We start from the raw sequence: 21,554 nt of genomic DNA, 5'->3' as shown, positions 1-21,554 counted from the left end.
GTCGACACGCCAGGGAACGTCCCCTTTTGTTGGGGATATGTCCGAGTACGAGTACGACCTTCACAGCTGCCTCGCCGGCCCGCTCGACGAACCCGACCCGGCCGTCGCCTACCGGGTGCAGTACCGGAGTCTGCTCGCACAGGAACCCCACCGAATACGAGCCGTCCTGCTGATGACGCTCGCGCCGCTGCTCTCCGGCATGCTGCTGGTCTACCTGGTCTGGCCGAGCCACCGCACCGAGCGGGCCGGCGGTGAGCGCTGGCTGATCGCCTTCGACCACGTGATGCTGGTGTCGATCGGGGCCATCGCCTTCTTCATGCTGGTGAACGTCGCCTCGATCGCGCACGCCACGATGGTCGCCAGGGACCCCGTGCCCGTCCCCGCCGAGGTCGGCACCCGCGTCGCGTTCCTCACCACGTACGTACCCGGCAAGGAACCGCTCGCCATGGTGCGGGCCACCCTCGAAGGCGCGGTACGGCTGCGGCACTGCGGACCGCTCGACGTCTGGCTCCTCGACGAGGGCGACGACGAGGCCGCCCGCGCGCTCTGCGCCGAGCTCGGCGTACGGCACTTCACCCGCAGCGGCGTCCCCGAGTGGAACCGCGCGAAGGGCGTGCACAAGGCCCGTACCAAGCACGGCAACTACAACGCGTGGCTCGCGATGCACGGCGACGAGTACGACTTCTTCGCCTCCGTCGACACCGACCACGTACCGCTGCCGAACTTCCTTGAGCGGATGCTCGGTTACTTCCGCGACCCGGACGTCGCCTTCGTCGTCGGACCGCAGGTGTACGGGAACTACGACTCGCCCGTCACCAAGGCCGCCGAGTCGCAGCAGTTCCTCTTCCACGCCCTGATCCAGCGCGCGGGCAACCGCTACCACGCGCCGATGTTCGTCGGCACCAACAACGTCGTACGGATCAAGGCGCTCAAGCAGGTCGGCGGCCTCTACGACTCGATCACCGAGGACATGGCCACCGGCTTCGAGCTGCACCGCACCAGGAACCCGCTCACCGGCCGGTTCTGGCGCTCCGTCTACACCCCCGACGTGCTGGCGGTCGGCGAGGGCCCGGCGTCCTGGACCGACTTCTTCACCCAGCAGCTGCGCTGGTCGCGCGGCACCTTCGAGACCCTGATCAAGCAGTACTGGAAAGCGCCGTTCCGGGTGCCGCCGGGCCGGCTGCTCAGCTACACGCTGATGCTCGTCTACTACCCGATGACGGCCGTCAACTGGTTCCTCGGCATCCTCAGCTCCGTGCTGTTCCTGTGGCTGGGCGCCTCCGGCACGCAGGTGTCGTCCGAGGTCTGGCTGATGCTCTACAGCGACGCCGCGGCCCTCCAGGTCGGCCTCTACCTGTGGAACCGGCGGCACAACGTCTCGCCCCACGAGCCCGAGGGCTCGGGCGGGCTCGCGGGCATGGCGATGTCGGCCCTGTCGGCGCCGATCTACCTCAAGTCGTTCGGCTCGGCGCTGCTGCGCACCCGGGGCCGCTTCGTGGTCACCCCCAAGGGCGGCGAGGCCAGCCCCGACCGGCTGATGACCTTCCGGCTGCACCTCTTCTGGGCGGCCGTGCTGACCAGCTCGCTGATCGCCTCGGTCTTCCTCGGCCACACCCATGCCGCGATGCGCACCTGGGCGGTGCTGGCGCTGGTCATCTCGCTCGCGCCTGTCGCGATCTGGCTCTGGACGAGCAGGCAGGAACGGCTCGCGGGCCCGGCGCCGGCGCGCGCGGCCGGCCCGCCGGCCACCGACACGGACACCGACACGGGCGGAGAGCCGCAGCCGGCGTTCGCCACGACGACGACAGGAGGGAACTGAGCCATGGCCTACCGGTACCGGCCGTCGAAAAAGCTCAAGAAGACACTGATCGGCGGCGGCGCGCTGGTGGTTCTCGCCGGCCTCAACGCCCCCGCGGCTGTCTCCTTCGCCGGCGACAAGTACCACGCGTACAAGATCGCGCAGCCCGGGTACAAGGCGCGCTACGGCTCCTGGAGTCTGCTCGACGTCCCGCACAAGTACCGGGTCAACGCGATCCACGCGGCGCTGCTGCACACCGGCAAGGTGCTGATCATCGCCGGGTCCGGCAACAACCAGAAGAAGTTCGACGCGGGATCCTTCGACACCGTCCTGTGGAACCCGGCCGACAACTCCTTCAAGAAGATCCCCACCCCGGTCGACTTCTTCTGCGGCGGCCACAGCCAACTCCCGGACGGCAAGCTGCTGGTGGCGGGCGGCACGGCGCGCTACGAGGTGCTGGACGGCACGGTCAAGCGGGCCGGCGGCGGCATGCGCGTCAAGAACGAGAGCCCCGACAAGGCCGTCACGTTCAAGAAGGGCACCCGCTTCCGCTCGCCGTCCGGCGTCGAGTACGTCAGCAAGTTCCCCGTCACCGTGCCCAAGGCCAAACGGGAGTTCAAGGTCAGTTACGCCAAGGGCGGCCGGATGCTGCCCTGGAAGACGAAGATCACGGCCGGTGAGGCCCGGGTGTTCGTGGAGGCCGCGGAGAAGGGCCCGCAGGCGCTGACGACCGAGGCGGCCCAGTACGAGATCGAGGGGCTGCGCGGCAAGGACGCCGACAACCTCTACGGGCTCGCGCAGAAACTCACCACCGAGAAGCAGGACTTCCAAGGCATCAAGGAGGCCTACGAGTTCGACCCCACGGCGGAGCGGTACATCCCCGTGGACCCGATGAAGAAGGCCCGCTGGTACCCGACGCTGGTCGGCCTGGACGACGGCCGGGTGCTCGCGGTCTCGGGCCTCGACGACGTCGGTGTCGTACAGACCGGTGACAACGAGATCTACGACCCGGCCGCCAAGACCTGGACCAAGGGCCCGTCCCGCTACTTCCCGACGTACCCGGCGCTCTTCCTCACCAAGGGCGGCAAGTTGTTCTACTCCGGCTCCAACGCCGGTTACGGACCGGCCGAGAAGGGCCGCCAGCCGGGGCTGTGGGACCTGGGCACCAACACCTTCACCCGGGTCAACGGACTCACCGACATCGACCAGACGGAGACGTCGGCGTCGGTGCTGCTGCCGCCGGTGCAGGACCAGAAGGTGATGGTGCTGGGCGGCGGCGGGGTGGGGGAGTCGTCCAAGTCGACGCCCAGGACCGGCATCGTGGACCTGAAGAAGGACAACCCCGCCTTCCAGGAAGGGCCGAGGCTGCCGCAGGGCACCCGCTACCTCAGCAGCGTGCTGATGCCGGACGACTCGGTCTTCACCACCGGCGGCTCGTCCAACTACCGGGGGCGCAGCGCCAGCGACATCCACAAGGCGCAGTTCTTCGACGCGAAGACCAACGCGTTCCGGCCCGCGGCCGATCCGACCGTGGGGCGCAACTACCACTCCGAGGCGCTGCTGCTGCCCGACGGCCGGGTGGTGACGTTCGGCTCGGACCCGCTCTTCGACGACGCCGACAACACCAAGCTCGGCACGTTCGAGCAGCGGGTGGAGATCTACACCCCGCCGAGCCTCCAGGGCGGCAAGGCGGCGCGGCGCCCGGTGCTGGGGGAGGGGCCCGATCAGCCCGACCAGCGGGGCAGGGCCCGCTTCACGACGGCGAACCCGGGCGCGATCGTCAAGGCGCGGCTGATGCGGCCCAGCGCGGTCACGCACACCACGGACGTGGAGCAGCGGTCGATCGCGCTGGACCTCACCCGGCAGAAGGACTCGGTGACGGTCCACGTGCCCGAGGACCGCACGCTGGTGCCGCCCGGCTGGTACATGCTGTTCGTCACCGACGCGGACGGGGTGTCGTCGGTGGCGAAGTGGATCCAGGTGAAGGGCTGACGGTCAGTTCTTCGCGCGGCGGGCCAGGCCGAGTGCGTAGTCGGGCCACCAGGTGCCGGCGGCCGGCCCGCCCCGGCAGGGGCCGTCCGAGTCGCCGGGCCGCTTGATCCACAGATAGGCGTCGAGGAGTTCGTTGCCGGTGTTGGTGGACGGCGGTGTGCCGAGCGCCCGGCCCGGCGGGTTGCACCAGGCCTCCGCGCGGTTGCCGGGCAGCGGCCCCGCGCCGTTGCGGCTGGTGTCCATGACGAAGTGCGAGCCGCGGAGCAGGCCGGACAGCTGCGTGCCGAACAGCTTGACGCTGTCGTTGCTCTGGAAGTTGGACACGTTGAGCGAGAACCCGTCGGCCACGTTGATCCCCGCGCGCCGCAGCGGTCCGGTCAGCCGCGCCGGGTCGGAGATCCAGGCCGGGTTGCCCGCGTCGAGGTAGACCCGGGTCCTCGGCTGCCGCTTCAGCCGGCTGACGGCCTGCGACAGCAGTTCGTACCGCTCGGCCTGGCCCTGCGGCGGTGTGCAGCCGTCCGCGATGTGCGGCAGCGCGTCCGGCTCCAGGATCACCACGGCGGGCGCGTCGCCGATGGCCCCGGCGAAGGCCCCGATCCAGTCGCGGTACGCCTGGGCGTCGGGCGCGCCGCCCGCCGAGTAGAGGCCGCAGTCGCGGTGCGGGATGTTGTACGCGACGAGGACCACGGTGCGCCGGTGCTCCGCGGCGGCCCGGACCGCCCGCTGGATCTCCGGCGCCGGGTTGTCACCGGCCGGCCAGTCGGCGACGGGGCGCTCCGAGATCCGCCGCAGGGCCGTCGCTTCGGCCGCGCGGCCCTGTTTGCGCCGCAGGACGACCTCGCGGGCCGCGTCGCTGTCCGGGTCGACCCAGAACGGTGAGTCGGCGGTGGGCGCCGCCTCGCCGTTGGCCACCGAGAGCCCGGCCTGGGCGCCCGGCTCCTCGCCGGAGGACGGTGACGAGCAGCCGCCGACGGCGAGCAGCGCGGCGAGGGCGGCGGCCGTCAGTGTGGCGGCGAGCGGGCGGCTATGCGGTCTGCGGCCGGACATCCAGCCCCCTTGGCGACGGCTCCGTAACGACAGGACCGGCTCATCGTGACATAAGGGGCATCTCGCTCCGGGATCGACACCAGTGGACGGTACGGCCCGGGTGATCGGACCGAACTGCGAGACAAGGCTGACCAGCATATGACCTGTGGGTAGGGTCGGTGCCGTGCCGAAGCCGCTGAGCCTCCCCTTCGATCCCATCGCACGCGCCGACGAACTGTGGCAGCAGCGCTGGGGGCCCGTGCCCTCCATGGGTGCGATCACGTCGATCATGCGAGCCCAGCAGATTCTGCTCGCCGAGGTCGACGCCGTCGTCAAGCCGTACGGGCTGACCTTCGCCCGGTACGAGGCACTGGTGCTGCTCACCTTCTCCAAGGCGGGCGAGCTGCCGATGTCGAAGATAGGCGAGCGGCTGATGGTCCATCCGACCTCGGTCACCAACACCGTGGACCGGCTCGTCCGGTCCGGGCTCGTCGACAAGCGGCCCAACCCCAACGACGGCCGCGGCACCCTCGCCTCCATCACGGACAAGGGCCGGGAGGTCGTGGAGGCGGCCACCAAGGATCTGATGGAGATGGACTTCGGCCTCGGCGCGTACGACGCGGAGGAGTGCGCGGAGATCTTCGCGATGCTCCGTCCGCTGCGGGTCGCCGCCGAGGATTTCGACGCCTGACACCGTCCCGCAGGACCGGGCCGCGAGCGGCCGACCCGCGCGAAGATCGCCCGGAACGTGCGGTTACGCTCGTCCCCATGAAACGAAGCGTGCTGACCCGCTATCGGGTCATGGCGTACGTCACGGGCGTGCTGCTGGTCCTGCTGACTCTCGGAGTCATCGCCAAGTACCTGCTCGACATCGACGGGGCCGACGGTTTCGTCGAGATCGTCGGTATCGCGCACGGCTGGCTCTACATCGTCTACCTCGGCGTCGCCTTCAACCTCGGCTCCAAGGCCCACTGGCCGGTCGCCAAGCAGCTCTGGGTGCTGCTGGCCGGCACCGTCCCGACCGCCGCCTTCTTCGTGGAGCGCCGGATCTCCCGCGAGCTGGAGCCGCTGATCGTCGGCACCGCCCCGGAAGCCGTCAAGGTCTGACCGCGACCGCCGCGAGTACGGCTCGCGGCGGTGAGGCGTCGACATTTACTCGGACGTCCTAGTAAATTTGGATCCATGGACGGTAGGCAGAGCACGCAGGGCACGGACGGCACGAGCGCTGACGGCGCGGGCACCGACGCCGTCGAGGAGGGCCGCCGCCGCTGGCAGGCCCGCTACGACAAGGCCCGCAAGCGTGACGCCGACTTCAGCACGCTCTCCGGTGATCCGGTGGAGCCGGTCTACGGGCCACGGCCCGGAGACACCTACGAGGGCTTCGACCGGATCGGCTGGCCCGGCGAGTACCCCTTCACCCGGGGCCTCCACCCCACCGGCTACCGGGGCAGGACCTGGACCATCCGCCAGTTCGCGGGGTTCGGCAACGCCCGGCAGACGAACGAGCGCTACAAGACCATCCTGGCCAACGGCGGCGGCGGGCTCTCCGTCGCCTTCGACATGCCCACCCTCATGGGCCGCGACTCCGACGACCCGCGCGCGCTCGGCGAGGTCGGCCACTGCGGCGTCGCCATCGACTCGGCCGCCGACATGGAAGTCCTCTTCGGCGACCTGCCGCTCGGTGACGTCACCACGTCGATGACCATCAGCGGCCCGGCCGTGCCGGTCTTCTGCATGTATCTGGTCGCCGCCGAACGGCAGGGCATCGACCCCGCCGTACTCAACGGCACCCTCCAGACGGACATCTTCAAGGAGTACATCGCGCAGAAGGAGTGGCTGTTCCAGCCCGAGCCCCATCTGCGCCTGATCGGCGACCTGATGGAGCACTGCGCCGCCGAGATTCCCGCCTACAAGCCCCTGTCGGTCTCCGGCTACCACATCCGCGAGGCCGGCTCGACGGCCGCGCAGGAGCTGGCGTACACCCTCGCCGACGGGTTCGGGTACGTGGAGCTCGGCCTCAGCCGGGGCATGGACGTGGACGTCTTCGCGCCCGGCCTCTCCTTCTTCTTCGACGCGCACCTCGACTTCTTCGAGGAGATCGCCAAGTTCCGCGCGGCCCGCAGGATCTGGGCCCGCTGGATGAAGGAGGTCTACGGCGCGAAGACCGACAAGGCGCAGTGGCTGCGTTTCCACACCCAGACGGCCGGCGTCTCGCTGACCGCCCAGCAGCCGTACAACAACGTCGTACGGACCGCTGTCGAGGCGCTGTCGGCCGTGCTGGGCGGCACCAACTCGCTGCACACCAACGCCCTGGACGAGACCCTGGCGCTGCCCAGCGAGCAGGCCGCCGAGATCGCGCTGCGCACCCAGCAGGTGCTGATGGAGGAGACCGGCGTCGCCAACGTGGCCGACCCGCTGGGCGGTTCCTGGTACGTGGAGCAGCTCACCGACCGGATCGAGGCCGACGCCGAGAAGATCTTCGAGCAGATCAAGGAGCGCGGGGTGCGGGCGCGTCCCGACGGACAGCACCCGATCGGCCCGATGACCTCCGGCATCCTGCGGGGTATCGAGGACGGCTGGTTCACCGGCGAGATCGCCGAGTCCGCCTTCCAGTACCAGCGCTCGCTGGAGAAGGGTGACAAGCGGGTCGTCGGCGTCAACGTGCACCACGGCTCGGTCACCGGGGATCTGGAGATCCTGCGGGTCAGCCACGAGGTGGAGCGCGACCAGGTACGGACGCTCGCCGACCGCAAGGCGGCCCGCGACGACGCCGAGGTGCGCAAGACGCTGGACGCCATGCTCGCCGCGGCGCGCGACGGCTCCAACATGATCGCCCCGATGCTGGCGGCGGTCCGCGCCGAGGCGACGCTCGGCGAGATCTGCGGCGTGCTGCGCGACGAGTGGGGCACGTACACCGAGCCGCCCGGGTTCTAGCGCTTTCGTCTGCAGCGCCGGCCGCACCCTCCGGGGGGCGGCCGGCTTTTTCGTACGCCTGTCCCACCGGGTCGGTGGTCTCGCCAATAGCTCTGCATGAGAGGTAAAATCGAGAGCATGGCCACAGAGGAGTTCCCCGACGCGCTCGCCGGCGTGCTGGCGGGCATCCAGCGGATGATCCGGCGCAAGCTGCGCGCGGGTCTGCCGACGCCCGCACCGCCCGTGCGCGGCATCGCGCTGCTGCGACTGGTCGCCGCCCGGCCCGGGATCCGGGTCTCGGACGCGGCCAAGGAGCTGTATCTCGCGGGCAACTCGGTCTCCACCCTGGTCAACCAGCTGACCACGGCCGGCTATCTGGTCCGCGAGACCGATCCGGCCGACCGGCGCTCCGCCCGGCTGCTGCCCACCCCCGCCGCCGTCACCCGGCTGCGGGACTGGGAGGCGGCCCGTGGCGCGCTCGTACGTGACCAGCTGGCCCGGCTCGCCGAGGAGGACCGGGCGGCCCTGGCCGCCGCCCTCCCGGCGCTGCGCAGGCTCGCCGAGAACCTGCACGAGGAAGTGGAGGGGACATGACCGAACCGACGGGACCCGACGCGGTCACGCTCAACAACCTCGAATACACCTTCGACGAGACCAAGGCGGTCGACGGCCTCGAACTGACCGTCGGTTCGGGCGAGGTGTTCGGGCTGCTCGGACCCAACGGCGCGGGAAAGACCACGGCGATCCGCTGCATCACCACACTGCTGCCGGTTCCCGAGGGCCGCGTCCTGGTCTTCGGGCACGACGCGGCCAAGGAGAAGATGGCGGTGCGCCGGCTGCTCGGCTACGTACCGCAGCAGCTCTCCGCCGACGCCGCGCTCACCGGCCGGGAGAACGTCTCGCTGTTCGCCCGTGTCTTCGACGTCAGCCACCGCGAACGCAAGGCGCGCGTCGCGCAGGCGCTCGCCGCCGTCGATCTCGCCGACGCCGCCGACCGGCTCGCCAAGACGTACTCCGGCGGCATGATCCGCCGGCTCGAACTCGCCCAGGCGCTGGTCAGCGCCCCCCGGCTGCTGATGCTGGACGAGCCGACCATCGGCCTCGACCCGATCGCCCGCACCAGCGTGTGGGAGCACATCAACGCCGTGCGCAAGGCCACCGGCATGACCGTCCTGGTCACCACGCACTACATGGACGAGGCCGATCAGTACTGCGACCGGCTCGCCCTGATGCACCGTGGCCGGATCCACGCGCTCGGCACCCCCGAGGAGCTGCGGTCCGAGCTGCGCGAGCGGCAGCGGGCCGCGGGCGAGAAGAACGCCGCGCCGACGCTGGAGGACGTCTTCCGGGACGTCGCCGGGCGTGGCCTCGACGAACAGGGAGGCGATTTCCGCAGTGTCCGAAGCACCCGCCGAACAGCGACCCGCGTCGGCTGACGCGTCGCACCCCCTCGAACTGGATCTGCTGCTCTCCCCGCCGCGCGCCCGCACGGGCTGGCGGGTCCTGGCCGCCAGGATCGGCGCGATGTGCGTGGTCGAGCTGCAGAAGCTGCGGCACGACCGTACGGAGCTGTACACCCGCGCCGTGCAGCCCGCGCTGTGGCTGCTGATCTTCGGTGAGACCTTCACCCGGATCAAGGCGATCCCGACCGGCGGCATCCCGTACATCGACTATCTCGCGCCCGGCATCATCGCCCAGTCGGCGATGTTCATCGCGATCTTCTACGGCATCATGATCATCTGGGAGAGAGACGCCGGGATCCTCACCAAACTGCTGGTCACCCCGACCCCGAGGTCGGCGCTGATCACCGGCAAGGCGTTCGCCGCCGGGGTGAAGGCCCTGATCCAGGCCGTCGTGGTGATCGTCATCGCCGCGCTGCTCGGTGTGGGGCTCACCGGGAACCCGCTCAGACTGCTGGGCGTCGCCGTCGCGGTGATCCTCGGCTCGGCCTTCTTCTCCTGCCTCTCGATGACCATCGCGGGGATCGTGCTGACCCGCGACCGGCTGATGGGGATCGGACAGGCCATCACCATGCCGCTGTTCTTCGCGTCGAACGCGCTGTACCCGGTGGCGATCATGCCGGGCTGGCTCCAGGTGCTCAGCAAGATCAACCCGCTGAGCTATCAGGTCGACGCGCTGAGAGGCCTGTTGCTCGGCACCTCGTCCCATCTGCTGCTCGACTACGGGGTGTTGGCGCTGGCGGCGGCGGCCGGCATCACCGCGGCGTCCTCGCTGCTGGCCAGACTGGCGAAGTGACGCACCCTCAGTTCAGGACGCCGTCCCGGGGAGCGCGTCCGCGCTCCCCGCGCCGGTGATCCCCGACACCAGCAGCTCCGTGAACCGGCGGGCCCACTCGGCGTCGACCGGCTCCGCGCTCACCAGCGCCCGGTGCACCACCGCCCCCGCCACCACGTCGAAGATCAGGTCCGTGTCGCGGGCGGCCGTCTCGGGATCGTCGCCGGCCGGCAGCTCGCCACGGCGCCGCGCGCGCTCCCGCCCCTCGTGCACGAGGCGCTTCTGCGGATCGACGATCATCGCGCGGATCCGGGCCCGCAGCGCCGGGTCGCGGGTCGACTCGGCGACCACGGCCATCAGCGCCGTCCTGGTCTCGGGCCGCTCCAGCAGCGCGCCGAACTGGAGCACGACCCCCTGCACGTCGGCCGTCAGGCTGCCCAGGTCCGGCACCTCCAGCTCGTCGAAGAGGACCGCGACCGCGTCCACGACCAGCTCGTTCTTGCCGGGCCAGCGCCGGTAGAGCGTCGTCTTGGCGACCCCGGCCCTGGCCGCCACGTCGCCCATCGTCACCTTCGACCAGCCAAGATCCACCAGCGCCTGCCTGGTCGCCGCGAGGATCGCGGCGTCCGTCTCGGCGCTGCGGGGGCGGCCTGTCGTACGTCCCGTACTCGACATGACGGTGACCATACCGGCCGGTAGGCAATGCGCTGTGAGCCAGTTCACGGCCATTTCCCGCCCGCTCCCCGCCGCGCGCAGTTACGCTACGACCCGTAGCGAAAGCCCTCACCGGCTCTCCGCGACAACCACTGGCGCCGGGTGGGGACCCGGCGCCGCAGAACGGTTTTCTGAACGCTTTTCTGAAGTACGCGCGGAGGGGGGAGGATGTACTCATGCAGCCTAGGAACATGTCCATGAGCGGCGTCGTCGACCTCGCCGCGGTGAAGGCGGCCAACGAGGCCAAGGCGAAGGCCGAGCAGGCCCGCGCCGAGGCGGCCCGCGACGGCGGCGCCGCCGTCGTACCCCCTTCCAGCCTGGTGATCGACGTCGACGAGGCCGGCTTCGAGCGCGACGTCCTCCAGCGCTCCGCCGAGGTACCGGTCGTCATCGACTTCTGGGCCGAGTGGTGCGAGCCGTGCAAGCAGCTGAGCCCGGTGCTGGAGCGCCTGGCGATCGAATACAGCGGCCGGTTCGTCCTTGCCAAGATCGACGTCGACGCCAACCAGATGCTGATGCAGCAGTTCGGGATCCAGGGCATCCCCGCGGTCTTCGCCGTGGTGGCGGGCCAGGCGCTGCCCCTCTTCCAGGGCGCGGCCCCCGAGACCCAGATCCGGCAGACGCTGGACCAGCTGATCCAGGTGGGCGAGGAGCGGTTCGGGCTCACCGGCATCGCCGTCGACACCGAGGCCGGCGCCGAGCAGGGTGAGACGGAGGCCCCCGCTGCCCCCGTGGGGCCCTACGACGCCCTGCTGGAGGCCGCGGCCCAGGCCCTGGACGCCGACGACTTCAGCGGCGCCGCGCAGGCGTACCGCAACGTCCTGTCCGACGACCCCGGCAACACCGAGGCCAAGCTCGGCCTCGGCCAGGCCGAACTGCTCGGCCGGGTGCACAGCCTGGACCCGCAGCAGGTGCGCAAGGACGCGGCGGAGGCGCCCGACGACGTCGAGGCGCAGCTCGCGGCCGCCGATCTCGACCTGTACGGCGGCCATGTCGAGGACGCCTTCAGCAGGCTGATCGAGACCGTCCGCCGCACGACGGGCGACGACAGGAACGCGGCGCGCGTACGGCTGCTCGAACTCTTCGAGATCGTCGGTGACAACCCGCTCGTGACCGCGGCGCGGCAGTCGCTGGCCCGCGTGCTGTTCTGACCGCGAGTCCGTCGGCGGCCCTCCTTCTCCGACGGTGATTTGGCGACACGACGACACCGGCGGCCGTATTTTGCCAAAACTTGGCAAGTACGGCCGCTGTTACTCGCAGTAAAGCGCCCCCCTTCCTCTGTCCTGATTTGTGCGGCAATCGCACCATCATCGCGACGGGTCGATTGCACCCTCTGTGCCGAGTTGATGGCACGCGGTCGTCGGCCGGTTATCGGGGCGTTACTAGCCAGTAACGAACCCCCTTGTGTCATGAGCTGGAATGCACCACGATCGGCGACGCTCGGTCCAATACCGCACCGGCACGGTCACCAGCCGCGCCCGTCGGCCTTGGGTCCCCACCGGGTGGACCGGCGGGTGCCCAGCACCCCCGGCCCGGACAGGGGGGTTCCTGCTCACCGGCAGGGCCTGTCCAGAGGTTGCGCGAAGGCGTGGCCAGTGGTTGTCGCTCGGGGGTGATCGCCGGTTCTTCGGACGCGGTTCGCGCCTCTACGGAACAGGCGCTCTCCTTCCCGAGGACGTAGCACTTCTCCCATCCCAGGACGGGCTCCGGCCCGGTCCGGAGATGTACGTCCGAGAAGGAGGACATTGATGGAGTCCCTAGTACGTGGTGGGACCAGATGGAAGCGGTTCGCCGTCGTCATGGTGCCGAGCGTGGCCGCGACGGCCGCGATCGGTGTCGCGCTGGCACAGGGGGCGCTCGCCGCTTCGTTCAGTGTGTCGGGCCAGAGCTTCAAGGTCAGCGCCGACAAGCTGGACGGCCGGGGGTTCACCCAGTACGGCAGCATCGACACGGGCACGGACCTCAAGGGCAACAAGAGCGCCAACCCGGTCGCCGTCTCGGGGTTCACGTCCGCGAAGATCACCAACATGTGCCAGTCGGTGGTCACACCGGATGTGCCGATCTTCGGCAGCATCAGCCTGCAGCTCAAGGCCGGCGGCGGTGCGACTCCGGTCAGCGCCAAGAACCTGTACATCGATGTCGCCGATCTGAACGCGAACGCGACGTTCACGAACATCGACATCGGTGTGGCGGCCGGTGAGACCAAGGGCGCCGGTATCGCACCCGGTGACAAGGGGAAGACCAACCCCTACGGCTTCGCACAGCAGGCCGAGCGGGCCGTGCTGACCGATGTGAAGCAGACGGCGTGGGCGACCACAGCCGGCACCTTCAAGCTCAGCGGTCTGAGCATGAAGCTGTTCAAGGGCACCAAGGAGTGCTACTAGTGCCCCTCCCGGCAAGCCATGCCCTGTCGGGCAGACACTGCCGGTCGCGGTACTAGCACCCCGTCCGGCGGGTGGGGGAAGTCTCCACCTCCCTTGCCCGCCGTCCCCCTTCTTCTTCTCACGGCAACGCCGGTTCCAGGGAGCTGTTTTCCATGAGCGCCGAGTCTTCGCACCGCAGCGGCGGATTCACGTACTGGCGGCTGCGTTTCCGCGCGTGGCGGGGCACCCGGCCGTTCTGGGCCGGCCTGTTCACCCTGTTCAGCGGTCTGCCCATCGCCTACTTCCCGTACGCACATCTGCACCTCGGTAATCTGACGCTGGCCATGGCCACCACCGCGGGCGCCGGCTCGCTGATCATCGGTGTGCTGCTGGTGACACTGGGGCTGACGATGTGGTTCCACAGCATCGTGCGGGTGTTCGCCGGCATCGCCACGATCCTGCTGGGCCTGGTCTCGATACCGATCTCCAACATCGGCGGCTTCGTCATCGGCTTCCTCTGCGCGCTGATCGGCGGAGCCCTGTCGATCGCCTGGGCGCCGCCGCAGCCCGCCGAGCCGACCGTACGGCCCGACATCCCCCAGCAGGCGCCCGAGCCCGAAGGCGGACTCCCGGGCGGTGCGGGGCCCGACGGCGCGGCCCCGGGTGACAGCGCCGCCGATCCCTACTTCCCCGCCTCGTACGGTCCCGGTCCGCGTGACGGGGAGAACCCGAACGTGCCGGATACGACAGCCCATGCCTACGGTGGGAGGAACAGTGCGGGGTGACGAAGCGCAGCCGGTCACGGCCGGGACGGACGGTCTCCGGGTGAGAGGAGGGCCGCGCCACGCGGCCCCCAGGAAGTCCCTCCTGACCAAGCTCCAGATACCCGCGGGCAAGGCCATGGCGCTCGCCGCCGTGCCCACGGCGGTCTTCGTGGGCATGGGGCTGACCCCGAGGCTCGCGCTGGCGGACTCCAACAAGGACATCCCGTACGCGCCGGGCCCGTGTGTGACCCGCTCCGACGAGCCGAGCGAATCCGCTTCCTCCTCGCCTTCGCCCTCCGCCTCGGACGGGCAGAAGCCCGGCGACTCCGCGTCGCCCGGCCCCACGCCGTCGGCGAGCGGTTCGGCGAACGGCGGGGACGACGACAAGGGCAGCGAGCCGAAGCCGTCGTCCAGCGCGTCCGCCTCGGACTCCGGGTCCGACGAGGACAAGGCGTCGGCGGACAAGACCCCGGCGGAGAAGGCCCCTTCGGCCGACGAGGACACGGACAAGAGCAAGGTCGACCTGGACCCGCTCGGACTCGGCGGGCTGATCGGCGGCCTGCTGGGCGGCGGTTCCAAGGCGTCGGACGACCCCGAGCCGAGCGCTTCGGCCACCCCGAAGCCGGACCCCTCCACCAGCGCCCCGTCGAAACCGAAGCCGGACAACCCGGTGGGCGACACGGTCGGCAAGGCCGGCGACGCCGTCGGGGACACCGTGGGCGGTACGGAGAAGGCGATCAGGGACGCGGCGGGCAAGGCAGGCGCCGAGGTCGAGGATCTGGGCGACGACGTCAAGGGCACCACCCCCGGCAAGGACGACGACATCCCCAAGGGCGCGGACGGCAAGGAGCGCTTCCCCTGCCCGACGGCCGACCCGAAGGCGCTCGCCGACGCCACCCAGGAGGAGGGCATCCCGCTGCTGCCCAACGACCCCTGGACGCTGCGCAGCAGCAACCTCAAGCTGACCGGGCTGAAGTACGAGGGCATCAAAGAGGTCAGGACGTACGACCAGCGGCTGAAGAAGGTCATGAAGTTCACGGCCGACAGCATCGACATCGGGGACCTGGACCAGTCCGTCGTCTACCCGAACGGCAAGACGGGCCATGTGAAGGCGGCGCCGGGCTCCACGTCCACCATCCGCGGCGGCAAGGTCACGCTGTACACCGAGAAGCTGTCGGGCAACCTGTTCGGACTGATACCGATCACGTTCAGCCCGTCCTTCCCGCCGCCGATCCAGGTGCCGACCGCCATCTTCACCAACGCGACGGTGACCCAGGCCGGCCAGTTCGGCGGCACGCTCACCATCCCCGGGCTGCACAACTACATCGACTGACCGCTCAGCCGGCAGTCGACGACGGACCCCCGCGGGAGCCGTGGTGACGGCAGTGGCCCGCACCCTGAAGCCAGGGTGCGGGCCACTCGCCGTACGGCGCCGGGTCAGTCGCGGCCCGTGCCGCCCAGGTGGTGCACCCGGACCATGTTCGTGGTGCCGGGGACGCCGGGGGGCGAGCCCGCCGTGATGACGAACGTGTCGCCCTCGTTGTAGCGCTTGAGCTTGAGCATCTCGACCTCGACCAGGTCGACCATCTCGTCGGTGCTCTTCACCCACGGCACGATGAACGACTCGACGCCCCAGCTCAGCGCGAGCTGGTTACGGGTCGACTCGTCCGTGGTGAAGGCCAGGATCGGCTGACAGGCGCGGTAGCGGGACAGCCTGCGGGCCGTGTCGCCGGACTGGGTGAAGGCGACCAGCGCCTTGCCGTCCAGGAAGTCGGCGATCTCGCACGCCGCGCGGGCCACCGAACCGCCCTGGGTACGCGGCTTCTTGCCGGGCACCAGCGGCTGGAGCCCCTTGGAGAGCAGCTCCTCCTCGGCGGCGACGACGATCTTCGACATCGTCTTGACCGTCTCAATCGGGTACGCGCCGACCGAGGACTCGGCGGACAGCATGACCGCGTCGGCACCGTCCAGGATCGCGTTGGCGACGTCGGACGCCTCGGCGCGGGTGGGCCGCGAGTTGGTGATCATCGACTCCATCATCTGGGTCGCCACGATCACCGGCTTGGCGTTGCGGCGGCACAGCTCGATGAGGCGCTTCTGCACCATCGGGACCTTTTCGAGCGGATACTCGACGGCCAGGTCACCACGGGCCACCATGATGATGTCGAAAGCCGCGACGACACCCTCCATGTTGGCGACGGCCTGCGGCTTCTCGACCTTGGCGATGACGGGGACCCGGCGGCCCTCCTCGTCCATCACCTTGTGCACGTCGTTGATGTCGTGGGCGTCCCTGACGAAGGACAGCGCGACCATGTCGCAGCCCATCCGCAGCCCGAACCGCAGGTCCTCGACGTCCTTCTCGGACAGCGCGGGGACGTTGACGGCCGTGCCGGGCAGGTTGATGCCCTTGTGGTCGGAGATGACACCGCCCTCGATGACGATGGTCTTGACCTGCGGACCCTCGACGGCGACGACCCGCAGCTCCACGTTGCCGTCGTTGATCAGGATCGGGTCGCCCTTGGTGACGTCGCCCGGCAGCCCCTTGTAGGTGGTGCCGCAGATTGCCTTGTCACCGGGGACGTCCTCGGTGGTGATGGTGAACTCGTCACCGCGTACCAGCTCGACGGGTCCCTCGGCGAAGGTCTCCAGGCGGATCTTGGGGCCCTGGAGGTCCACCATCACACCGACGGCGCGGCCGGTGTCGGCCGCCGCCTTCCGGACGCGGTGGTACCGCTCCTCGTGCTCCGGGTGGCTCCCGTGGCTCATGTTCAGTCGGGCCACATTCATGCCGGCCTCGATGAGCGACTTCAGCTGCTCGTAGGAGTCGACGGCTGGGCCCAGTGTGCAGACGATTTTGGAACGGCGCATGAGGCGGATCCTATCGGTTTGTTTCGGCGCGGAATATTCCGACTGGTGGAAGATACAAATGGGCGGGAGGGCGCTCAGGCGTCGACTGTTCGATCCTCGCCGACCAGTGCGAAGGTCTGCCGTGCGATCTCCAGTTCCTCGTCCGTCGGCACCACGGCCACCGCCACCCTGGAACCGTCCGGCGAGACGAGCCGGGGCACGTCGGAACGTACGGTATTGCGCCCGGCGTCCACCGCGATGCCCAGGGTGTCCAGACCGGCGACGGCGGCCTCCCGCACCTCCGCCGCGTTCTCCCCGACGCCCGCGGTGAACACGACGGCGTCCACCCGTCCCAGGACCGCCGTATAAGCGCCGATGTACTTCTTCAGCCGGTGGATGTAGATGTCGAAGGCGAGCCGCGCCGCCGCGTCACCCGCGTCGATCCTGCGACGGATCTCGCGCATGTCGTTGTCCCCGCAGAGGCCGGTCAGTCCACTTCTCTTGTTCAGAAGTTCATCGATCTCGTCAACCGACATCCCGCCGACCCGCGCCAGATGGAAGATCACGGCCGGGTCGATGTCGCCGGAACGCGTCCCCATCACCAGGCCCTCCAGCGGAGTCAGCCCCATCGACGTGTCCACGCACCGGCCGCCGGCCACCGCGGAGGCCGAGGCGCCGTTGCCCAGATGCAGCACGATGACATTCACCTCGGACGGGTCCTTGCCGAGCAGCTCGGCCGCCCGGCGCGAGACGTACGCGTGCGAGGTGCCGTGGAAGCCGTACCTGCGGACGTCGTACGCGTCGGCCGTCCGCACGTCCACCGCGTACCGGTACGCGGACTCCGGCATCGTCGCGTGGAAGGCCGTGTCGAACACGGCGACCTGCGGCAGGTCGGGGCGCAGCGCGCGGGCCGTCCTGATGCCGGTGATGTTGGCCGGGCTGTGCAGCGGCGCCAGCGGCACCAGCCGCTCGATCTCCGCCAGCACGTCGTCGTCCACCACGGTCGGCTCGGTGAACTTCGGCCCGCCGTGCACCACCCGGTGGCCGAACGCCGCCAGCTCGGGCGACTCGATGCCCAGACCGTCCTGCCGCAGCTCCTCGGCGACGGCCTTCAGCGCGGCCGCGTGATCGGCGACCTGTTCCGTACGCTCCCGGCGCTCGCCGTGCGCCGGCGTGTGCACCAGACGTGAGGCGCGCTCCCCGATGCGCTCGACGAGCCCCGTCGCGAGCCGGGAGCTGTCCCGCATGTCGAGCAGCTGGTACTTGACCGACGAGGAACCGGAGTTGAGCACGAGAACACGGGTGGCGGTCACAGCCTGGGTGCCTTCCGACGGGGCATGGGCGGTCATTCTGTCTCGTCCTGCGCCTGGATCGCCGAAATGGCGACCGTGTTGACGATGTCCTGCACCGTGGCGCCGCGCGACAGGTCGTTGACCGGCTTGCGCAGCCCCTGGAGCACCGGGCCCACGGCCACGGCGCCCGCCGAACGCTGCACGGCCTTGTACGTGTTGTTGCCGGTGTTCAGGTCGGGGAAGATCAGCACCGTCGCCTGCCCCGCCACCTCCGAGTCGGGCAGCTTCGTCGCGGCGACCGAAGGCTCCACGGCCGCGTCGTACTGGATCGGGCCCTCGATCCGCAGATCCGGCCGGGCCGCGCGCACCAGCGCCGTCGCCTCCCGCACCTTGTCGACGTCGGCGCCCGTACCCGACGTACCCGTCGAGTACGACAGCATCGCGATCCTCGGCTCGACCCCGAACCGCGCGGCCGTCGCCGCCGCCTGCACCGCGATGTCGGCCAACTGCTCCGCGTTCGGGTCCGGGTTGACCGCGCAGTCGCCGTACACCAGCACCCGGTCGGCGAGGCACATGAAGAACACCGAGGAGACTATGGAGGCGCCCTCCTTCGTCCGGATGATCTCGAAGGCCGGCCGGATCGTCGCCGCCGTCGAGTGCACCGAGCCCGACACCATGCCGTCGGCCAGGCCCTCGCGCACCATCAGCGTGCCGAAGTAGTTCACATCGGCGACCACGTCGTACGCCAGCTCCACCGTCACCCCCCGGTGCGCCCGCAGCTTCGCGTACCGCGCCGCGAACTCCTTGCGCAGCTCCGACCTGGCCGGGTCGATCAACTGCGCCGCGCCCAGGTCGATACCGAGATCGGCGGCCTTCTTCCGGATGGTGTCCACGTCACCCAGCAGCGTCAGATCACACACGTCGCGCCGCAGCAGCACGTCCACCGCCCGCAGTACCCGCTCCTCGGCGCCCTCGGGCAGCACGATCCGGCGCCGCGACGCGCGCGCCTGGTCCAGCAGATCGCGCTCGAACATCATCGGCGTGACATGGCCGCTGCGGGCGACCGACATCCGCGCCAGCAGATCAGCGGTGTCCACATGCCGCTCGAACAGCCCCAGCGCCGTCTCTGCCTTACGCGGCGTGGCAGCGCTCAACTTCCCCTCGAAGGTGAACAGTTCGGCCGCCGTCGCGAAAGACCCGCCGGCCACCGACACCACGGGCGTACCGGGCGCGAGCCGCGCGGCCAGCGTCAGCACCGCGTCGTCCGGCCGCTCGTCCAGGGTCAGCAGCAGCCCGGCGATGGGCGGCGTCCCCGCCGAGTGCGCGGCCAGCGCGCCGACCACGATGTCCGCGCGGTCGCCCGGCGTGACCACCAGACAGCCCGGGGTCAGCGCCCCGAGGAAGTTCGGCAGCATCGCCCCGCCGAACACGAACCCCAGCGCGTCCCTGGCGAGCCCCGACTCGTCACCCAGCAGGACCGTTCCGCCCAGTGCCCGGGTGATCTGCGCCACGGTCGGCGCCGCCAGCGCCGGATCGTCCGGCAGGACGTAACTGGGCACCGGCAGTTGCGTTTCCAGCCCCGCCGCGATGGCCTCCCGGTCGTCGGCCGCGACGCGGTTGACCATTATCGTCAGCACGTCACAGCCCAGCACCTCGTACGCGCGGTGCGCGTTGCGCGCCTCGGCCCGTACCGACTCGGCGCTCTGGTCCTTGCCGCCCACCACCGCGATCACCGAGGCGCCGAACTCGTTGGCGAGCCGGGCGTTGAGTGCCAGCTCGTCGGGCAGCTGGGTGCCGGCGAAGTCCGACCCCAGCACCAGCACGACGTCGTACTCGCGCGCGACCCGGTGGAACCCCTCCACCAGCCGGGACACCAGCTCGTCCGTACCGCGCTCGGCCTGCAGCGCGGAGGCGGCGCCGTAGTCGAGACCGAAGACGGTCGACGGATCCTGCGCCAGCCGGTAGCGGGTGCGCAGCAGGTCGAACATCCGGTCCGGACCGTCGTGCACCAGCGGCCGGAACACCCCGACCCGGTCCACCTGCCGGGTCAGCAGCTCCATCACCCCCAGCTCGACGACCTGCCGGCCGTCTCCGCGGTCGATCCCGGTCACGTACACGCTGCGCGTCACGCGGTGCTCTCCTCGTTCGGTGTTCGTGTCGTTCGGTTCGTGTGTCGGCCCGGGGCGGCACGGCCGTCCGCCTCCCTTGACAATGCCTCCACAAGTGTATATAGCGGTCACGCGCAAACCCTGGTAAGGGCGGATGCGCATACTCACGATCCCGCGTGGGAGGATCAAAGCTGGCTCGTTCCCAGAAAAGCACAGCACTAGCGCGCAGGAGATACAGCACGATGCGTATCGGAATTCTCACCGCAGGCGGCGACTGCCCCGGCCTGAACGCAGTGATCCGGTCGATCGTGCACCGGGCGATGACCGGGCACGGAGACGAGGTCATCGGCTTCGAGGACGGCTTCAAGGGCCTGCTCGACGGCCACTACCGGCCGCTGGACCTCGACGACGTCAGCGGCATCCTCGCCCGTGGCGGCACCATCCTCGGCTCGGCCCGCCTGGAGCGCGGCCGGCTGCGCGAAGCCGCCGAGAACTGCGCGGAGCTGGCCCGGCGCTACGGCATCGACGCGCTCATCCCCATCGGCGGCGAGGGCACGCTGACGGCGGCGCGCCTGCTGTCCGACGCGGGCATGCCCGTCGTGGGCGTACCGAAGACGATCGACAACGACATCTACTCCACCGACCGCACGTTCGGCTTCGACACGGCCGTCATGGTCGCGACGGAAGCCATCGACCGCCTGAAGACGACGGCGGAGTCGCACCAGCGCGTGATGGTCGTCGAGGTCATGGGCCGGCACGCCGGCTGGATCGCCCTGGAGTCCGGCATGGCGGGCGGCGCGCACGGCATCTGCCTGCCGGAGCGGCCCTTCGAGGTGGACAGCCTGGTCAAGATGGTCGAGGAGCGCTTCCAGCGCGGCAAGAAGTTCGCGGTGATCTGCGTGGCCGAGGGCGCGCATCCGGCGACGGGCTCGATGGAGTACGGCAAGGGCGAGATCGACCAGTTCGGCCACGAGCGCTTCGTGGGCATCGGCAACCGCCTGGCGGCGGAGCTGGAACACCGCATGGGCAAGGAGGCCCGCCCGGTCATCCTGGGCCACGTCCAGCGAGGCGGCACGCCGACGGCGTACGACCGCGTCCTGGCGACGCGCTTCGGCTGGCACGCGGTGGAGGCGGTGCACCGGGGCGAGTTCGGCCGGATGGCGGCGCTGCGGGGGACGACGATCCAGATGGTGCCGCTGGCGGAGGCCGTGACCCAGCTGAAGACGGTGCCGGAGAACAGGATGTACGAGGCGGAGTCGGTCTTCTAGGCCTCTTGCCGCCCTTGCGGTGTGCGGGTCTGGGTTGCGGTTGTCGTCGTCTGGTGCCGGTGTCCGGGTCCTGCGGAGGGGGGTGTCCGGACTGCTTGTCGCATGAGCTCCTTCGCTTTACGTCCGGACACCCCCCTCCTCCGGCCCCGGACCCCTCCCCCCGGCGGTCGGCCACACCCGCCCGCGTCAGCGCGGGTGAGCGGTGCCCTGCGGGCAGCGGGGCCGGGCAGCCGT

The 21,554-nt window shown here is 70.1% G+C and carries 18 protein-coding genes; 13 read left to right on the top strand and 5 right to left on the bottom strand.

Features of this window, described 5'->3' with window-relative positions; translation table 11 throughout:
- The first annotated feature begins 37 nt into the window (after positions 1-37).
- Both HY68_RS03495 and HY68_RS03490 read left to right on the top strand, forming a co-directional pair.
- Positions 38-1,819 (top strand): cellulose synthase catalytic subunit, encoded by a 1,782-nt coding sequence (locus HY68_RS03495; RefSeq protein WP_078863411.1) that lies wholly within the window; start codon positions 38-40, stop codon positions 1,817-1,819.
- A gap of 3 nt (positions 1,820-1,822) precedes the next feature.
- The gene (locus HY68_RS03490) at positions 1,823-3,790 is read left to right on the top strand and encodes a galactose oxidase early set domain-containing protein (RefSeq protein WP_041984254.1); all 1,968 of its coding nucleotides are present in this window, start codon (positions 1,823-1,825) and stop codon (positions 3,788-3,790) included.
- 3 nt (positions 3,791-3,793) lie between these two features.
- Here HY68_RS03490 and HY68_RS03485 read toward each other — a convergent pair whose 3' ends face one another.
- A complete protein-coding gene (locus tag HY68_RS03485) occupies positions 3,794-4,837 on the bottom strand; it encodes a glycoside hydrolase family 6 protein (RefSeq protein ID WP_041984252.1) in 1,044 nt (347 codons plus the stop codon).
- A gap of 163 nt (positions 4,838-5,000) precedes the next feature.
- On the opposite strand from HY68_RS03485, the gene HY68_RS03480 reads away from it, so the two are divergent.
- From HY68_RS03480 to HY68_RS03455, 6 genes are all read left to right on the top strand, one after another.
- A complete protein-coding gene (locus HY68_RS03480; RefSeq protein ID WP_041984251.1) occupies positions 5,001-5,507 on the top strand; it encodes a MarR family transcriptional regulator in 507 nt (168 codons plus the stop codon).
- 77 nt (positions 5,508-5,584) lie between these two features.
- A complete protein-coding gene (locus HY68_RS03475; protein WP_041984250.1) occupies positions 5,585-5,923 on the top strand; it encodes a DUF3817 domain-containing protein in 339 nt (112 codons plus the stop codon).
- A gap of 75 nt (positions 5,924-5,998) precedes the next feature.
- Complete coding sequence (locus tag HY68_RS03470; protein WP_041984248.1) at positions 5,999-7,750, top strand: methylmalonyl-CoA mutase family protein; 1,752 nt, start codon at positions 5,999-6,001, stop codon at positions 7,748-7,750.
- 117 nt (positions 7,751-7,867) lie between these two features.
- The gene (locus HY68_RS03465) at positions 7,868-8,323 is read left to right on the top strand and encodes a MarR family winged helix-turn-helix transcriptional regulator (RefSeq protein ID WP_041984246.1); all 456 of its coding nucleotides are present in this window, start codon (positions 7,868-7,870) and stop codon (positions 8,321-8,323) included.
- Positions 8,320-9,165, top strand: a complete 846-nt coding sequence (locus HY68_RS03460) for an ATP-binding cassette domain-containing protein (RefSeq protein ID WP_041984245.1) — start codon at positions 8,320-8,322, stop codon at positions 9,163-9,165. The genes HY68_RS03465 and HY68_RS03460 overlap by 4 nt, the downstream gene beginning before the upstream one ends.
- A 19-nt stretch (positions 9,166-9,184) precedes the next feature.
- On the top strand, positions 9,185-9,985 hold the full coding sequence (locus tag HY68_RS03455; protein ID WP_241778731.1) for an ABC transporter permease: 801 nt from the start codon (positions 9,185-9,187) through the stop codon (positions 9,983-9,985).
- 12 nt (positions 9,986-9,997) lie between these two features.
- Here HY68_RS03455 and HY68_RS03450 read toward each other — a convergent pair whose 3' ends face one another.
- Positions 9,998-10,639 carry a TetR/AcrR family transcriptional regulator gene (locus HY68_RS03450; RefSeq protein ID WP_107070148.1) on the bottom strand — a complete coding sequence of 214 codons (642 nt, stop codon included), beginning with the start codon at positions 10,637-10,639 and terminating at the stop codon, positions 9,998-10,000.
- A 215-nt stretch (positions 10,640-10,854) separates the two neighbouring features.
- Between HY68_RS03450 and HY68_RS03445 the strand changes: the two genes are divergently transcribed.
- From HY68_RS03445 to HY68_RS03430, 4 genes are all read left to right on the top strand, one after another.
- A complete protein-coding gene (locus tag HY68_RS03445) occupies positions 10,855-11,829 on the top strand; it encodes a tetratricopeptide repeat protein (RefSeq protein ID WP_078863410.1) in 975 nt (324 codons plus the stop codon).
- A 597-nt stretch (positions 11,830-12,426) separates the two neighbouring features.
- Positions 12,427-13,062, top strand: a complete 636-nt coding sequence (locus HY68_RS03440; protein ID WP_041984240.1) for a DUF6230 family protein — start codon at positions 12,427-12,429, stop codon at positions 13,060-13,062.
- A gap of 152 nt (positions 13,063-13,214) precedes the next feature.
- Positions 13,215-13,826 (top strand): DUF6114 domain-containing protein, encoded by a 612-nt coding sequence (locus HY68_RS03435; protein WP_041984239.1) that lies wholly within the window; start codon positions 13,215-13,217, stop codon positions 13,824-13,826.
- Positions 13,816-15,138, top strand: a complete 1,323-nt coding sequence (locus HY68_RS03430) for a hypothetical protein (RefSeq protein ID WP_041984238.1) — start codon at positions 13,816-13,818, stop codon at positions 15,136-15,138. The genes HY68_RS03435 and HY68_RS03430 overlap by 11 nt, the downstream gene beginning before the upstream one ends.
- A gap of 104 nt (positions 15,139-15,242) precedes the next feature.
- On the opposite strand, the gene pyk is transcribed toward HY68_RS03430, so the two are convergent.
- The 3 genes from pyk to pta all read right to left on the bottom strand — a co-directional run bounded on the left by pyk (position 15,243) and on the right by pta (position 20,073).
- Complete coding sequence (gene pyk / locus HY68_RS03425; RefSeq protein WP_041984237.1) at positions 15,243-16,673, bottom strand: pyruvate kinase; 1,431 nt, start codon at positions 16,671-16,673, stop codon at positions 15,243-15,245.
- A gap of 74 nt (positions 16,674-16,747) precedes the next feature.
- The gene (locus HY68_RS03420; RefSeq protein WP_041984236.1) at positions 16,748-18,001 is read right to left on the bottom strand and encodes an acetate kinase; all 1,254 of its coding nucleotides are present in this window, start codon (positions 17,999-18,001) and stop codon (positions 16,748-16,750) included.
- Positions 17,998-20,073 carry a phosphate acetyltransferase gene (gene pta, locus HY68_RS03415; RefSeq protein ID WP_041984235.1) on the bottom strand — a complete coding sequence of 692 codons (2,076 nt, stop codon included), beginning with the start codon at positions 20,071-20,073 and terminating at the stop codon, positions 17,998-18,000. Before pta ends, HY68_RS03420 begins: the two co-directional genes overlap by 4 nt.
- 221 nt (positions 20,074-20,294) lie before the next feature.
- Here pta and HY68_RS03410 point away from each other — a divergent pair, with 221 nt between their 5' ends.
- Complete coding sequence (locus HY68_RS03410) at positions 20,295-21,320, top strand: ATP-dependent 6-phosphofructokinase (RefSeq protein WP_041984233.1); 1,026 nt, start codon at positions 20,295-20,297, stop codon at positions 21,318-21,320.
- Positions 21,321-21,554 lie beyond the last annotated feature (234 nt).

Origin of the sequence: Streptomyces sp. AcH 505 (assembly GCF_000818175.1) — a bacterium.
Classification (GTDB): domain Bacteria; phylum Actinomycetota; class Actinomycetes; order Streptomycetales; family Streptomycetaceae; genus Streptomyces.
This window is presented reverse-complemented; position numbering and strand designations above follow the sequence as displayed.